At 65.2% G+C, this 15,354-nt stretch carries 15 protein-coding genes and 1 tRNA gene; 8 read left to right on the top strand and 8 right to left on the bottom strand.

Features of this window, described 5'->3' with window-relative positions; genetic code table 11:
• Positions 1–13 precede the first annotated feature (13 nt).
• On the bottom strand, positions 14–364 hold the full coding sequence (locus tag AC3A4Z_RS11550; RefSeq protein WP_493972518.1) for a hypothetical protein: 351 nt from the start codon (positions 362–364) through the stop codon (positions 14–16).
• A gap of 326 nt (positions 365–690) precedes the next feature.
• Here AC3A4Z_RS11550 and AC3A4Z_RS11545 point away from each other — a divergent pair.
• Positions 691–775: transfer RNA gene (locus AC3A4Z_RS11545), tRNA-Ser, on the top strand.
• A 73-nt stretch (positions 776–848) separates the two neighbouring features.
• Here the strand turns inward: AC3A4Z_RS11545 and AC3A4Z_RS11540 are convergent.
• Positions 849–1,763, bottom strand: coding sequence for an oxygenase MpaB family protein (locus tag AC3A4Z_RS11540; RefSeq protein ID WP_498711665.1), 915 nt, complete (start codon positions 1,761–1,763; stop codon positions 849–851).
• Between the two features lie 233 nt (positions 1,764–1,996).
• Between AC3A4Z_RS11540 and AC3A4Z_RS11535 the strand changes: the two genes are divergently transcribed.
• The 3 genes from AC3A4Z_RS11535 to AC3A4Z_RS11525 all read left to right on the top strand — a co-directional run bounded on the left by AC3A4Z_RS11535 (position 1,997) and on the right by AC3A4Z_RS11525 (position 5,037).
• On the top strand, positions 1,997–3,514 hold the full coding sequence (locus tag AC3A4Z_RS11535) for a M23 family metallopeptidase (protein ID WP_498711664.1): 1,518 nt from the start codon (positions 1,997–1,999) through the stop codon (positions 3,512–3,514).
• Positions 3,462–3,947, top strand: a complete 486-nt coding sequence (locus AC3A4Z_RS11530; protein ID WP_493972516.1) for a glutathione peroxidase — start codon at positions 3,462–3,464, stop codon at positions 3,945–3,947. The genes AC3A4Z_RS11535 and AC3A4Z_RS11530 overlap by 53 nt, the downstream gene beginning before the upstream one ends.
• 160 nt (positions 3,948–4,107) lie before the next feature.
• A complete protein-coding gene (locus tag AC3A4Z_RS11525) occupies positions 4,108–5,037 on the top strand; it encodes a metallophosphoesterase (RefSeq protein ID WP_493972515.1) in 930 nt (309 codons plus the stop codon).
• Between the two features lie 82 nt (positions 5,038–5,119).
• Here AC3A4Z_RS11525 and AC3A4Z_RS11520 read toward each other — a convergent pair whose 3' ends face one another.
• Together AC3A4Z_RS11520 and AC3A4Z_RS11515 are read right to left on the bottom strand one after the other, a co-directional pair.
• Entirely contained in the window at positions 5,120–6,535 is a 1,416-nt protein-coding gene (locus tag AC3A4Z_RS11520; protein WP_498711837.1) for a stealth family protein, read from the bottom strand.
• A 286-nt stretch (positions 6,536–6,821) separates the two neighbouring features.
• Complete coding sequence (locus AC3A4Z_RS11515; RefSeq protein ID WP_498711663.1) at positions 6,822–7,751, bottom strand: hypothetical protein; 930 nt, start codon at positions 7,749–7,751, stop codon at positions 6,822–6,824.
• Between the two features lie 147 nt (positions 7,752–7,898).
• Here AC3A4Z_RS11515 and AC3A4Z_RS11510 point away from each other — a divergent pair, with 147 nt between their 5' ends.
• Positions 7,899–8,198: a type II toxin-antitoxin system VapB family antitoxin gene (locus tag AC3A4Z_RS11510; RefSeq protein ID WP_498711836.1), complete on the top strand. Its 300-nt coding sequence runs from the start codon at positions 7,899–7,901 to the stop codon at positions 8,196–8,198.
• Positions 8,191–8,865, top strand: coding sequence for a LytR C-terminal domain-containing protein (locus AC3A4Z_RS11505; protein ID WP_498711662.1), 675 nt, complete (start codon positions 8,191–8,193; stop codon positions 8,863–8,865). Before AC3A4Z_RS11510 ends, AC3A4Z_RS11505 begins: the two co-directional genes overlap by 8 nt.
• Before the next feature lie 8 nt (positions 8,866–8,873).
• Here the strand turns inward: AC3A4Z_RS11505 and AC3A4Z_RS11500 are convergent, their stop codons facing one another.
• A complete protein-coding gene (locus AC3A4Z_RS11500; protein ID WP_050056458.1) occupies positions 8,874–9,524 on the bottom strand; it encodes a TetR/AcrR family transcriptional regulator in 651 nt (216 codons plus the stop codon).
• A 22-nt stretch (positions 9,525–9,546) separates the two neighbouring features.
• The gene (locus tag AC3A4Z_RS11495; protein ID WP_498711835.1) at positions 9,547–10,281 is read right to left on the bottom strand and encodes a DsbA family oxidoreductase; all 735 of its coding nucleotides are present in this window, start codon (positions 10,279–10,281) and stop codon (positions 9,547–9,549) included.
• A 216-nt stretch (positions 10,282–10,497) separates the two neighbouring features.
• On the opposite strand from AC3A4Z_RS11495, the gene AC3A4Z_RS11490 reads away from it, so the two are divergent.
• Positions 10,498–11,559: a glycosyltransferase family 4 protein gene (locus AC3A4Z_RS11490; RefSeq protein WP_498711661.1), complete on the top strand. Its 1,062-nt coding sequence runs from the start codon at positions 10,498–10,500 to the stop codon at positions 11,557–11,559.
• Between the two features lie 54 nt (positions 11,560–11,613).
• The gene (locus AC3A4Z_RS11485) at positions 11,614–13,761 is read left to right on the top strand and encodes an amylo-alpha-1,6-glucosidase (protein ID WP_498711660.1); all 2,148 of its coding nucleotides are present in this window, start codon (positions 11,614–11,616) and stop codon (positions 13,759–13,761) included.
• 37 nt (positions 13,762–13,798) lie between these two features.
• On the opposite strand, the gene AC3A4Z_RS11480 is transcribed toward AC3A4Z_RS11485, so the two are convergent.
• Positions 13,799–14,332, bottom strand: a complete 534-nt coding sequence (locus AC3A4Z_RS11480) for a GNAT family N-acetyltransferase (protein WP_498711659.1) — start codon at positions 14,330–14,332, stop codon at positions 13,799–13,801.
• A gap of 26 nt (positions 14,333–14,358) precedes the next feature.
• Positions 14,359–15,354: a sugar phosphate isomerase/epimerase family protein gene (locus tag AC3A4Z_RS11475; protein ID WP_498711658.1), complete on the bottom strand. Its 996-nt coding sequence runs from the start codon at positions 15,352–15,354 to the stop codon at positions 14,359–14,361.

Genomic DNA, 15,354 nt, shown 5'->3' with positions numbered 1-15,354 from the left:
CTTTACCCGAAGTTCAGGCACGACTCGAATCGGCCTCCGGCGGGCGCCAGCCATTGACCTCCCAGCTCATCAGGGCCGGTTCCTCATACGGATGCGCGGCCCGCAAGGCAGCCACTACGGTTTGCAGCAACGGCCCTTCAACCACGCATTCAACCCGGTCCTCGGCAGCTTCCTCCGGTATGCCCGGCTGTCCCTGGTAGGGGTTCGCGCCGTCCCTTGGAGTAAAACGGCCTGTTCCCCGGGACGTGAAGGAGCAGTGCGAGTAGTTTCCGATCCGGCCGGCGCCAGCGTCACCAATTGCCTTCAGGACCCGTTCCGTGTGCGTGACCGGAACGTAAAACACCAGGGCGTGCAGTTCGCTCATGCCTCCCATAGTTCCCCATCCGTCACCGCAAAGGCCGGGAAATCCATTGCTTATCCGGCCGCCACCCACGATCATGGGTATGTACACCGATTGGGGCAATCTCAAGATTGTGAGCTGCGAGGCCTGGCTGAACGGAGCCGGACCCGGCAGCTCAACGGGGTTCCGATGGAATGGGCGCGTTGGGGGCGTCCATTTCTGGGTTAAGCCCCGGGTGGCAAGCTTCCGGGAGCGGCCCGGCCAGCCGGGAAATCAGGCCCGGGACCGTCAATTGGGCGAAGCGGAAAACATCAGGTAGTCTAGTACCTGCTTTTGATTCAGAAGCAGTTGGAGAATTCGCCTAGCGGCCTATGGCGCACGCCTGGAACGCGTGTTGGGTTAACGCCCTCGGGGGTTCAAATCCCCCATTCTCCGCCGGTAGGAACCCGGTCCCGCATTGTCGGGACCGGGTTCTTTCGTTTGCCGGGTTACCCGGGCGCTGGGGACTTCACCGCTCGTCGTAGCCCAGCCGGCGAAGGCGTTCCCTCGCCGCAAGTTCACTGGGGCCGCGCCTGCCCAGGGCAAGGCGTACGACGCCGAGCACCACCTTCGTGGCCAACCTCACCGGGAGCGGGAACGGGCCCAGCCGTGGCACCGACAGGCCGAGCATTTGCCGGTATCTGGGCTCAAGGCTGTAGACCGCGCCGGCAAAAAGAACACGGTACCCGGGCCGGAGCATCGGACTCAGCGGCGGGTTACGGATGAAGGACACCGTTTCAGCCACCTGGCGGTCCACCCGCAACTCACCGCTCTCGTACCACCGGTCAAGTTGCGCCCGCATGTCAGCTTCGCTCAGCGGCGGCTCCTCGACACCCATCAGCTTCCCCGCCTGCGCCCATTCCCGGACGTAGGCATCCGGGCCGCCGGGAATGGGACCGCCCCATAATTTGTGGGCTGTGAGGAACGCGTCCGTAAATGCGATGTGGATCCAGCCGGCCAGCTCGGGATCATTGGCACTGTACTCGCGCTGTGCCCCCGAATTGTCCACGAACTTGCCCTGGACAGGCTCGTGGAGGCGCTGCACTCGCCGTGAAGCTTCCTCGGCGGCGGCCTTGGATCCGTACGTCACGGTGAAGATCCATCGGATGGTCGCGGCCAGGCGGGCGAGGGGATCATCGCGGAAGTTGGAGTGCTCGTGCACGCCGGCAAGGGCGCCCGGGTGCAGGGACTGCATCAGCAGCGTCCGGATTCCGGCCACAATCGGAGACATGGAGCCGTGCACCGCCCAGACTGCCGAGCCCGGGAGATGGTAGCCGGGGTCTTCCCCCTCAGCCAGCTTCGTTACCCAGTCAGGGACCGCATCGGCCCTGCCGGTGAACGTCTTTTTGAGTTCGTCCTGCCATTTCCGAAGGAAACTGTGCATATCCCATTGTTGCCCACGCTAAGCCCCTTGTGAGCAGGGGCAGCAAGTACCGCAAGGTTTGCTCAATTATTTGACCCGGGCCACGCTACGGGGTTCACAGGCTTCCGGCCGTGTGGTCCCATGGGAGAACTGTCATGACAGCGGGCGGTAGATCATGTTCTGGAGTCAGTATCTTGGGGAATCATCGGAGACCGGATAAGCACGTAGAACCACGCCGTCCGCATGCCGCCCTGGTGCGCGCTGCCGCGGCCACGGGCGCGTTTGCCCTCTCCATCTGGGCCCTCAACCTCACGGGAACCGCAGCGGATGTGACGACAGCGGCGGCAGGACCGGCCGGCATGGCCGCCATTTCCGCCGGCTCTGGTGCGGCTGTGCCGGTGTCCGGACGCCAGGGCGAATTGCCGTCCGGGGTCGTGGGCGCCGGCAGTCTGCAGACAACCATCGTCACAGATCCCTCAGCCCTGGTCTCCTTTCCCCGTCCGGCGCTGGGCAGCTACACCGGCGACAGTTCCCTGCCGCTGTCGGTTGGGCACGCAGGGCTGGACAGGCCCCCTGCCGGCTTCCTTCGGGCGCCCCTTGAACTGTTGATTTCCAGTTCACCCTTCGGTCACCGGGTGAGCCCGCTGTCCGGGGCCGCCGGAGACTTCCACCTCGGCCAGGATTACGCGGCGCCGTGCGGAACAAGGGTGTATGCGGCGGACTCGGGAGTGGTCCGGGCAGCAGGCTGGCACCCGTGGGGCGGTGGCAACAGGGTGGAGATCGACCACGGCAACGGCCTGGTCACCACCTACAACCACTTGGATGCCATCGCCGTGCACACGGGTGACAAGATCAATGTTGGCCAGTTCATCGCCGAGGTGGGCACCACCGGATGGTCCACCGGGTGCCACCTGCACTTCGAGACGATCCTCGACGGGCGCCATATCAGTCCGCTGACGTGGGGCCTTATGCCGGCACGTCCCCTTGCCGGCGACGGAGCAGAACACCTGCAAAGCTACGCCCCAGGCAGCGGTTCCCCGCTGGGGTGGCTGCAGTGGGTCGTACCTGTCGGCTTTGGTCCGGATGACCACGTAGGTGTTGGTGGTCCCGGAACGCCTGCGACGCCGGCCTCGCCGCCGCTGACGGCGAGCGTGCCAGCCCCGGGTGCCCCTTCGCTGTCACCGTCGGCACCCGTCAGTGATCCGGACCCGACGCCGTCACCCAGTGAGCCGTCCCCGACGCCGAAACCGAGTGATCCGGACCCGACGCCGTCACCCAGTGAGCCAACGGTGACGCCGACGCCGACCCCCACGACGGATCAGACGACACCCTCAGCGACAGAGACAACCGAGACACCAACACCAACCGCGACACCAACTCCGACGACCTCCACACCGACGCCCACGCCCACTGCGACCGCGACGCCGACTGAACCGACAGCGTCGCCCTCGCCCAGTGAGCCGTCTCCGACCCCATCCGGAACGACGCTGACAACCTCACCCTCGCCGTCGTCCAGTGAGGCCTCGCCGTCCCCGACCCCGTCGGAACAGACGCCTTCGCCCGCACCCACCCAGCCCTCTGGTCAGGGGCAAGCTCCTGCTGCGAAGGAGCCGGAACAATGCCTCGTTCAGCCGGCACAGGAAACGTCCAGCCCGGACCAGTACCCTGAGCCGTTGGCCACGAATTCCACGTATGAACAACTTCCTGAGGACGCAGCCTGTGACACCCTTGTACCCGATCCCGCTGACCCTGAACGATGGAACCGAGACTGATTTCGGCAGGTTCAAAGGGAAAGTGGTGATGGTGGTCAACGTCGCGTCCAACTGCGGCCTGACACCCCAGTACTCCGGGCTGGAGGCGCTGTATGAAAAGTTCCGCGACCGCGGGTTCGAAATCCTGGGCGTCCCCTGCAACCAGTTCGCCGGACAGGAGCCAGGCAGCGACAGTGAAATCGCGGAGTTCTGCGAGCGGAATTACGGCGTGACCTTTCCTCTGACAGCCAAGGCCGACGTCCGCGGCAAAGACCAGCACCCGCTCTACGCTGAGCTGACCAGATTCAAGACCGGGCTGCTGCCGGGGATGGTGAAATGGAACTTCGAGAAGTTCCTGGTCAACCGGGACGGCGAAGTGGTGGCACGCTTTGCCCCGACTGTTGAGCCTGACTCGGCGGAAGTCATCGACGCCGTCGAAAGCGCCCTGGGCTGACACTGTGCTTTCCCGAATTATTTCCACAAAAGCGCAGTTCTTTTAGCTTTTTCCACACGGGCTTCGGCGATTCACCCCAAGTTTGCCAAATGTCTGATTGGATAAAGATTACTGAAGGGTAGAAGGGAAGAACGGCTTCCCACCGACCACAGAGGCAGCAATGGAGCACATCGAGGCCGAACATCCCCGGCCACGCCACTTCCTACTCCACCTGAGTGATCCCCACTTGTTGGGAGGTCCGGATCCCCTTTACGGCGTCGTAGACAGCGAAAAGCGGCTTATCCAGCTCTTCGATGAGGTCAAAGCATCCGGCGCGAGGCCGGAGGCCGTCATCTTCACGGGAGACCTGGCAGACAAGGGCCATCCGGAAGCGTACGTGAAGCTTCGGGCCATCGTTGAGCCTGCCTGCCAGGAACTGGGCGCGGAAGTCATCTGGGCCATGGGAAACCATGACAACCGGGCGAACTTCCGGAAGGGACTGCTGGACCAGCCCGGCAACGACGACCCCCTCGACCACAGCTACTTCATCAACGGCCTGCGCGTCATTACCCTGGACACGTCAGTCCCGGGCTTCCACCATGGCGAACTTGATGACGCCCAGCTCGACTGGCTGGCGCAGGAACTCGAGACTCCGGCTCCGGACGGCACCATCCTGGCGCTCCACCACCCGCCTGTTCCCTCGGTTCTGGACCTGTCGGTCCTGGTGGAGCTCAGGGACCAGGCATCCCTGGCAGCGGTGGTCCGTAACTCGGACGTCCGGACCATCCTCGCCGGGCACCTCCACTACTCCACCACCGCGAGCTTTGCGGGCGTCCCCGTGTCGGTCGCCTCCGCCAGCTGCTACACCCAGGACCTGAACGTTCCCGTGGGCGGTTCCCGCGGGCAGGATGCCGGGCAGTCGTTCAACCTGGTGCATGTTTACGAGCACACCATCGTGCACTCGGTAGTCCCGCTGGGAAGTGCGACGACGGTGGGCGAGTATGTTTCCCCGGAGGAGACAGGGCGGCGGCTGGCTGCCGCAGGCATCCGGATTCCCGAAACTGCGAAGCAGCGGAGCAGCGTCAAGCAAGGCCAGCCCACGAGCCACTAAAAAGGCTGCCACTGACCGGGACGGTACGAAGGGTTCGGCAAGGTCCGTGCCGCGAAGGCGGCGCGGACCCTGCCCCCAGGCACTACTTCTCCCAGGGCGCCTTGATGGGGAAGTACTTCTCCAGGAAGTCCGTCACGAGTTCGGCCCGCTCGTCCGCTCCGACTTCAGGGAAGCTGCCGTCGTTCAGGCAGAAGAAGTCCATATTCCGCTTGGTCAGCAGTTTGGGCAGGTAATTCAGCCCGGCGCGCATGGTGGTGTCCACGTAACGTACCTTGGCCGCTGTCTGGGTCACCGCGCGCCCGGTAAGCAACGCGTAGTAGTGGTAGAACGAGTTGGTGACGGAGATGTTGTCCGCCGCGCGGAACCGGCTGGCTGCCGTTTTCCGGAACTCTTCGGGGAATTCCTGCTCCATTTGCGCCACCAGGCTGCGCCGCAGCGGGGCCGCGCTGTGCTCCAGGTGCCGGGTGGTGATCCGTCCGAAACGGTTCCACAGCAGTTTCCGGTTGACGCGTGCCGCGTTTTCGAAACCGCTGCGCTCAGCGGCGTTCTCGCCCAGCCCGATCCGGGTTTCTGCCTCGATGAACTTGGTGATGCCGCCCGGGGTGAAGAACATGTCCGGGCCCACGGGGCGGCCGAAGAACATGTCATCGTTCGAGTACAGGAAGTGCTCTGACAGCCCGTCGATGTGGTGCAGCTGGCACTCCACCGCCTGCGAGTTGTGGGTTGGCAGCACGGCAGGATCGGAGAAGAACTCTTCGCTGCGGACAATGGTGACGGCCGGGTGGTCCGCCAGCCAGGCGGGTGCGGGGGAGTCCGTGGCGATGAAGATGCGGCGGATCCACGGCGCGAACATGTAGACGGACCGGAGCGCGTATTTGAGCTCGTTGATCTGCCGGAACCGGGCTTCGTGGTCGTCGCCTTCGCCCAGGACTACGCCCTGCTGCTGCGAACGCCGGGCCGCGATGTATTCGGGCGAGCTGCCGTCCACCCAGGAGAACACCAGGTCGATGTCGAAGCTGATGTCGCTGGCGTGGTCCGCGAACATGTTCTCGATGGTGGGCCAGGTGTGGCCGTAGCGTTCCACGGTGCCGCGGACGGCGTCCTGCCGCAGCAGCGTGCGGCGCGTGAGGGAGTTCTCGATAGGCAGGATCAGCTGCTCGCCTTCGAAGGACCACAGCTCGATCTGCACCCCGGCGGACGCGCCGAACTCAAAGCCGCCCACGGGTTCAACCCGGGGCCGGTACAAACGGAAGATGCGTGCCTGCCGGTTGGAGGATAGCTCGCCGTCTGCCACCAGTACGGAGGTCTTCTTTTTGGCATCCACCGTCATGGAGTAGAACGGCTCATCCCGGCAGGCCGCCACCAGGGCAGCCCGGAGCTTTTTCCGGTCTTTCCAGTCCAGGGCGATGACGGGCCGGTCGTTGTTGCCGCGGACCAGGAGGTAGGCGAGGTCTGCACCAACCAGGACATTGCGCAGGAACAGCAGGTCCTCCACCATGGCCTGGTAAGGAGTCCTGTTGTAGTTTATCAGGGCATAGCGGCCCTTGTGCCTGAGCACATCGGCTCGGTGCCTGAGGCGCTGTTCCGCCGCCGCAGACGTAACCTCTGCATGAAATTGTTCTTCTACGGACGCTTGGCTGCCGTAGTAGACCTCGTCCTGTACCGGTGCTTCTGTAATGATGTTCTCCGAGCTGGTCAAAGTAAGTAAGCCTTCCTACCTGCATGATAGCCGCGCAGTGGAAACGGAAGGTTTCCGGCCGGGCCCGCCCGGCCGCGGAAGGGGCTCAGGCGCCCAGCGCCTCCCGCCAGCTGCGCAGGAAAGCGCCGCCGGCGTCGTCGTGGATCACCGAGGCATCCAGTCCCAGGTCCACGGCGGTCAGGACGTCGTAGGGCTTGTCCGGAACACCGTCCGCCGGGCGGACGTCCACATGCTTCACCTCGTGGTCGTTATGGTGGAGCCAGTCTGCCATGGCGTAGTCCGTGCGGGAATCACCCACCGTCCGCCAGGCCTGCGGCGTGATCCCTTGGGCGGCCAGCAGTTCCACGGCCCGGCTGGCGCCCAGGTCCTTGCCCAGCCGCACCGACTCGATGTCCGTGGAGATAATGGTGGGGTCCACGCGGTAGTCCACTTCGTCGTCCGAATTGGGGGCGTGGTGGTCCAGCCGGACCACGCCCAGGCCGTGGCGGGCCATCAGCTCCATGGCGTCGGCGTCGAAAAGTTTCTGTTCAGCCAGGTATTCGGCGTTGGGAACCTCGATGTGCTGTTCTACGGACACCATGGCCCGCTTGGTTTCATCGAAGAACATGTGCGCTGAGTAGTCTTCGGCCACCATCCGGCGGATGTCGTCGCCGTAGGCTGCGGGCACGGCCAGTTCACGGTCCACGTGGATGGGGCCGGGGCCGGCCGCGGTGTAGCTGAACCAGACGGCGCCCTTTTCGCAAATGGCGTGGATGATGGTGCCGGCCGGCATTCCCGCGGCGATCATCGGTTCCATGACCTGCCCGCGGATGAAGGCATCCGAGCGGCCGGTGTTGAAAATGACAGGAATGCCGGCTGCGGCCAGGCCCACGAGGTCAAGGATGATTTCCTGTTTCACGTCACGGGTCACGGGGCTGGCCACGGGGCCGTCCACGTCCAGCAGCAGCGCGAGGGGAGGCGTGGCGGGCACGCGGACACCTGGGGTGGAGGAAGCAGTGAACTCGGTTGCTGTCATGGCTCCATTCTGTCAGCAGGGCCGTAAACTCCCGGCCCCGTCCCGGGAAGATCACCGCGTGTGACACATGGTCACTGTTTGGCTACAACCTTCCCCGGGGCGTGCCGGATACTTTCGCTGGAACCGATGGGTGCCTAGTGTGGCATGGTGATATTCAAAGCTGTGGGCGAGGGCCGCCCTTACCCTGACCATGGTTACAACAATCCCAAGGAATGGGCTGCGCTGCCGCCACGGCCGGTCAGGCTCGACGAACTGGTGACCACCAAGCGCACGCTGGACCTGGAGGCGCTCCTCGCGGAGGACTCCACTTTCTTTGGCGACCTTTTTCCGCACGTGGTGCAGTACCAGGGAACCCTCTATCTTGAGGACGGCCTGCACCGCGCCGTCCGGACCGCCCTGCACCAGCGCACGGCGATCCACGCCCGCGTGCTGGTAATAGATGGCTAGGAAGAAGCAGCAGGACGCAAGCGTCCTCCATGGCCACCACGTTGTCACCGGCCCTGAACTCAGGGCCGCCTTTCACGCAGGGCACGACGCCGATGACACCGTCCGGGTGCGCCGCCGCGTGCTTCACGGCGTGGTGCTTGTGCTCCTGATCGGACTGATCATCGCGGCCATCATTACCGCGCTGGCCATCATCAACGGACGCCTGAAGATCCCCGCCGCCGAGCCGGCAGAAGAAACGGTCTCCTCCTGCCCGGCCGGCACCTTCGATTACACCCCTCACGAAAAGATCAACCTCAATGTCTACAACTCCACCAACCGGCCAGGGCTGGCGCGGTCTGTGGCCGACGAGTTAGTGGGGCGGAAGTTCGTGGTGGGCGCGGTGGCGAACGTCGAGGCCGGCTACCGCGGCATCGCGGCGGTGGTTTCGGGTCCGGCCGGACAGTCCGCGGCGCTGAGCGTCCAACGCAACCTGCCAGGCTCGGACTACTTCCAGGACGGCAGGACCGACGGCAGCGTTGACGTCATCCTGGCCCAGGACTACAAGGCGCTGGCTCCGCCCGAGCTCGTTGACCAGACGCCGGGCAAGCTCAGCTGCCCGCGTGAAAGCCGCCGCGTCGCCGATGACGACAAGTGGCCGGTCATGCCCTCGGCGGCGCCCACCCGCTAAAGAATTGCTTAGCGGGCCACGGCGGGAAGCGGGGCAACGCGGACGGGCCGGCCGGCGTCGTCGAACCTCGCGCCGGCACCCAGCTGGATGAAGCGCACCGTCCGGGCCACGCGGGCTTCCAGTTCCGCAGGCTCATCGCTGCCCCGGGCCGCGCTGGACGAGAGGGTCCCGAGGATCAGTTGCGCCTGCTGGCCCACGTCGGCCACGGGAAGGTACCCCTGCTCCATCCCGTCGCGCAGGATGCCCTGCAGCAGGACGCTCAGCTCACCCACGTGATCGGCGAGTTTGGCGAAGGACGACGGCGAGAGGACGGCCCCCATCGCAGGTCCCGGGGGGAGGTGGCGGCGGCTGAGGTCCACTACCTGGGCGCGGACGTACAGTGCCAGCCGCTCCACCGGGTTGTCGAGGCGGCCCAGGGCATCGCGCAGCTCGGACAGGAACTTTTCGGTCTCATCCAGCGCGTAGGAGATGAGGAGCTCTTCGATGTCCGCGTAGTAGTTGTAGACGGCGGTCCGGCCCACCCCGGCATGCCGGGCAACATCAGTCATGGTCAGCCCGGGCAGGCCGTGGGAAAAAAGGAGCTCACCGAAAGCAGTGAGGATCCGGCGCTGCGTCTCCGCGCGCTGCTCGGCGTTGCTGGCCGCTGAAATCCTGGGCATACAGACACTTTACCGCGAAGTGTCAGTAAACGTCCCGCTGCCTGTGGGCAGGTGCTGCCTGGACCTGGCAGCCATCCGGTCCGCAGGCATCCCCGTCAGTGGAGTTGACCAGCACCAGGGGATTGGCGGCCTGCCACGCCTGGTTGAGGGCGGCAGTGAACGTTTCGGCAGGCTGGGCGCCCGAAAGGCCGAACTTCCGGTCGATCACGAAGAACGGCACGCCGCTGATGCCCAGCGCACGGCCTTCCTCGAAATCTGACCGGACGTCCGCGGTGTACTTGTCCGTGGTGAACAGTTCCTCCACCTCGTCCCTGTTGATGCCCAGGTCCAGGCCGAGGGAGGTCAGGTACTCACGGCCGCCGATGTCCTTGCCGTGTTCGAAGTGGTCGCTGAGCAGGCGCTCCTTGGCTTCATCCTGCTTACCGTGGGCAGCTGCAAGATGGATCAGGCGGTGGGCGGTGAAGCTGTTCGCCACCACCACCGAATCGAACCGGTAGGCCAGGCCCTCACCCTTGGCCTGCTCGGTGACATGCTGGAACATCTGCGACACCTGCTGCGGCGCAAGGCCTTTGCGGGTGCTGAGATATTCCAGCTCGGTCCCGTCATAGTGCTCCGGCAGGGTGGGATCCAGCTGGTAGCTGCGCCATGTCACTTCCACGGAATCGCGGTGCTCGAACTCAGCAAGGGCCGTCTCAAAGCGGCGCTTGCCGATGTAGCACCACGGGCACGCGACGTCAGACCAGATCTCAATCTTCATGTTGGGCATAACTGCACTCTCCCGGCGGCCATTCCGCGGCAGTGCGTTATTTGCGCCACACGAGCTCTTGCGGTGGGGCTGCAACGTAGGCAATAGTCTGAGTTAGGTGAAACAGACGCCATAGGAAAACCGATTGCACCGCGGGCCGGAGCCGGCGCGTGGTCGGAAGTGCCCGGTCAGCTGGGGAGCCCGGCCTGTATTTTTGCGAGGCAGGGTATGCGGATAGGACTTGTTGCGGGACCGTGGATTCCGGTTCCGCCGGTGACGTACGGCGGTATTGAACGGGTAGTGGACAGCCTGGCCAGGGGCTTTGCTGCCGCCGGGCACGAGGTTGTCCTGGCGGCGCCGTCGGACAGCACCTGTCCGGTACCCCTGGCTCCGGGCATGCGGCCGGCTCAAATCGACGAGCTCGGTTTCACCACGTCCGAGCTGAGCCATGTAACCAGGGCCTATGAGGCCATGGGGGATGTGGACATCATCCATGACCACACCCTTACCGGACCCTTGTATATGCAGCGGCCCGCACGGGTTCCGGTGGTGACCACGATCCATGGCCCGCTCAACGAGGAAGCGGTGGACATCTACCGTGCCATTGGCCGGCATGCAGCTGTCATCGCTATTTCCCGCGACCAGTGCTCCCGTGCACCGGAGGTGCCCGTCACACGGGTCATCCATCACGGCATGGACGTCGCAAACGTCCCGGCGGGTTCCGGAAGCGGGGGCTATCTGTGCTTTGTTGGACGGGCCTGCCCGGACAAGGGTCTTCTTGAGGCCATCGTGGTCGCCAGGGAGGCGGGGATGCCGCTGCGCATAGCGGTCAAGATGCGGCAGCCTGACGAAATCCGCTATTTCCGCGATGTCATCGAGCCCATGCTGGGGCCCAATGAGGACTTTGTGGGCGAAGTGGATGATGCCGCCAAGTACCGGTTGATGGGCGAAGCGCTGGCTTTCCTCAATCCCATCCAGTGGTCCGAACCCTTCGGGCTGGTGATGATCGAGGCGCTGGCGACAGGCACCCCTGTGATCGGCACCCCGATCGGCTCTGCGCCCGAAATCATCGACCACGGCCGGACCGGATTTTTGGGGCGCACGGAGCAGCTTCCGGGCTTCGTGCAGGAGGCGGCCGGCCTTAGCCGGGCAAGGTGCCGGAAAGTCGCCGAAGAACGGTTCGGCGAGGAACGCATGGTCCGCGATCACCTCAGGCTTTTCGAGAAGCTGCTGGCAGGGGAGATGGCTGCAGGGGTTCCGGATGCGGTCGGCTTGCACCAGAATCTTTAAGGCACGGGCTTGGCGATCCGCGCCAAGCCCGTCGCCTAGCAAAGGAGTCCATCCATGACCGCATGGAATGCCGATACTGAGGCCGGCGCATCGGAATCAGGTTCGGTCACCATAGTGGAGGGGTCCTCGTTCTGCATCTCGTCCGAAACGGGTGACATCAGTTCCGTCGCCGGCACGAACGGGGCCTTCTTCCAGGACACCCGCATCATCTCCCGCTGGATCCTCCGGATCAACGGGTCGCTGCGGGAGCCCCTGGTGGCCCAGAAGCCGCAGCCGTTCGGAGCCACTTTTGTTGGCCGCGCCAAATGGCCGGACGGCAGGTTCGACAGCCCGCTGGTGGTCCGCCATGTCCGCCACATCGGTCCGGGACTCCAGGACGACATCACCCTGGAAAACTATGCTGCGGAGCCGGTGGACTGCGATATCGAACTCCTCGTGGACGCCGACCAGGCCGATCTCTTCGACGTCAAGGGCGGCCGGACTACGCAAGGCGCCGAGGCCACCCGCGAAGTGGTGGACGGCAGCCTGGTCATTGAAGCCGCGCGCCACGGACAACGACGGGGAAGCTCCATCAGGGCGCAGGGTGCCGAGGCCAGCACCGACGGGCTCCGTTTCCGCGCCACCGTCCCGGCCCGGGGCAAATGGGCCACCAGCGTGATTGTGGTGCCCCTGGTCAACGGGCAGCCCCCTGCCGATCCCTTCACCGAGGCGCGGCTCCCGCGGCACCGCGAAGGAGTGCGCCGGCACCGGGCCTGGGAGGAGAACGTCCCGCAGGTCACCGTGACGGACAGCAACCTGCAGGAGGTGCTGAACCGGAGCCAGAGCGACCTGGGCTCGCTGCGGATCTTCGACGACCACCACCCCGGGCGGGTGGCGGTGGCAGCCGGAGCCCCCTGGTTTATGGCCCTGTTCGGCCGGGACTCCCTCCTGTCGTCCTATATGAGCCTGCTGGTGAGTCCCAATCTGGCGGCCGGTACGCTGCAGACCCTGGCCGGGCTCCAGGGGACCAAGGTTGATCCGGACTCAGAGGAAGAACCCGGACGCATCCCGCACGAGGTGCGGCTGGGCGTCACTGCCGGGCTGTCCCTGGGCGGCACAGCATATTACGGCACGGCTGATGCCACTCCGTTGTTCGTGGGTGTCCTGGGCGAGCTCAGCCGCTGGGGACTGTCCCGCGAGATTATCCATCCGCTGCTGCCCCACGCGGACCGCGCCCTGGACTGGATTGAAAAGTACGGTGACCGCGATGGCGACGGATTTGTGGAGTACCAGCGGCCCAACGACCACGGGCTGGTGAACCAGGGCTGGAAAGACTCCTGGGACGGCATCAACTTTGCCGACGGCACCATTGCCGAAGCGCCCATAGCCCTGTGTGAAGTGCAGGCCTATGTCTACTCCGCCTACATCGGCAGGTCCCTGCTGGCACGGTGGGACGGCGACAAGGCCCTGGAACAGCACTGGGCAGACAAGGGTGCCGCCTTGAAGACTGAATTCAACGAGAAGTTCTGGCTGCCGGACAAGGGCTATTTCGCGGTGGCACTGGACAAGGACAAGCGGCCGGTAGACGCCTGTACCTCGAACATGGGCCACTGCCTCTGGACAGGCATCGTGGACGAGGACAAGGCGCCTTCGGTAGTGGAGCACCTGATGTCATCCCAGATGTTCACGGGCTGGGGCATCCGCACCCTCGGCTCGGACATGGGCGCCTACAACCCGGTGAGCTACCACAACGGGTCGGTGTGGCCGCACGACTCGGCACTGGTGGCAACGGGGCTGATGCGGTACGGATTTGTGGAGGAGGCCCGGCGGGTCGCCTCCGGCCTCATTGACGCCGCAGAACACTTTGACGGGCGACTGCCGGAACTGTTTTGCGGTTTCGACCGAGGCGAGTTCCCCGGGCCCGTGCCCTATCCCACCGCGTGCTCGCCGCAGGCCTGGGCAGCGGCGGCGCCAGTGCAGCTGATGCGCGTGCTGCTGCGTTTCGACCCCGTCTACACCCACGGAGTGGTGCACCTGGCGCCGATCCTCCCCGAGGACATGGGCGACTTCCAGGCCGCGAATGTCCGGATCGACTCCTCCCGGATCACTATCAGGGCGCACGGGACCGGAGGCAGCATCGACGGGCTCCCGCCCGGACTCAAGCTCTTGTCGGAGCCGCGTCCGCCCCTGGCTTACGCGCCCAATGCCCACCAGCACGCCTGACGGCGCCGCTGGTGGCGCGCGGCGGACGCTGGGGCAGTCAGGGAACGGGGCGCTCCAGCACGAAGTCATGCTCCACCGAAGTGCCCAGCCGGAAGGACTTGGTGCCCGCCTTCCGGAACCCTGACTTCTCGTAGAAGCGGATGGCCCGGGCGTTCTGGCTGTTGACCCCCAGCCAGACGCCCTTCCCGCCGGCTTCGGCGGCCGCCGCCAGGCTGGCATGCATCAGTTCAGCGGCGGCGCCGAGCCCGTGGTGTTCCGGGTGCACGTAGCACTTGCTCAGTTCCACCGACGGCAGGATTTCCAGGGACGCAACAACATCCGGGTCCGTAGCCGGACGGTTCACCAGCAAGCTGTAGCCGCGGAGGCCGCCGTCGGCATCGATCACAAGGACCGTCACATCGGGATCGGCGAGGTACGCCTGGAAGTGGCGTTCGCTGAGCGTGTTCGCCAGGTGGGCGGCAATGTCCTCAGGCGACGCCGACGGCGGACACGCCAGCGGAAAGGTGACGGCCGCCAGGGCAGCCAGCGCCCCGGCGTCGTCCGTTGTTGCTGTACGGATCGAATGTGGCATGGAGGGATTCTACGTTCGCCCCCGGGTCACTGCTTGAACGCGGCGTCGAAGGAGGTGTTCGACGGCGGGAAATCGAACTTTTTGAGGGCGGCGAGGGCTTCGGGGGCACCGTGCAGGCGGTCCATGCCGGCGTCTTCCCATTCCACCGAGATGGGGCCGTTGTAGCCGATCGCGGACAGGGCACGGAAGGACGCTTCCCAGGGGACGTCGCCTCGTCCGGCGGAGACGAAGTCCCAGCCGCGGCGCGGGTCGCCCCAGGCCAGGTGGGAGCCCAGGACGGTGTTCCGGCCGGTCTGGCGGACCTTGGTGTCCTTGCAGTCCACGTGGTAGATCCGGTCCTTGAAGTCCCAGATGAAGGAGACGGGGTCGATGCCCTGCCACATCATGTGCGACGGGTCCCAATTCAGCCCGAACGCTTCGCGGTGGTTGATCGCCTCGAGGGTGCGGACGGTGGTCCAGTAGTCGTAGGCGATTTCGGAAGGGTGGACTTCGTGGGCGAAGCGGACGCCGCATTCGTCAAAGACGTCCAGGATGGGGTTCCACCGGTCGGCGAAGTCCTGGTAGCCGGCGTCGATGACCTTGTCGGGGACGGGCGGGAACATGGCCACGTACTGCCAGATGGAGGAGCCGGTGAACCCGACCACGGTGTCCACCCCGAGGGCCTTGGCGAGCCGGGCGGTGTGCTTCATTTCCTCGGCGGCACGCTGGCGGACGCCTTCGGGGTCGCCGTCGCCCCAGACTTTGGCGCCGACGATGGCTTCGTGGCGGAAGTCGATGGGGTCATCGCAGACGGCCTGGCCCTTGAGGTGGTTGGAGATGGCCCAGACCTTCAGGTTGTACTTCTCCAGGATCTCCAGCTTGGACTTGACGTAGCCGGGTTCGTCCCAGCGCCAGGCGTCCAGGTGGTCGCCGGAGACGGCGATCTCCAGGCCGTCGTAGCCCCAGCCGGACGCGAGGCGGGCGACTTCTTCGAAGGGCAGGTCTGCCCACTGGCCGGTGAACAGGGTGTACGGGCGGGGCAT

It is taken from the genome of Arthrobacter sp. Soil_C_49, from assembly GCF_057656635.1.
This window is presented reverse-complemented; position numbering and strand designations above follow the sequence as displayed.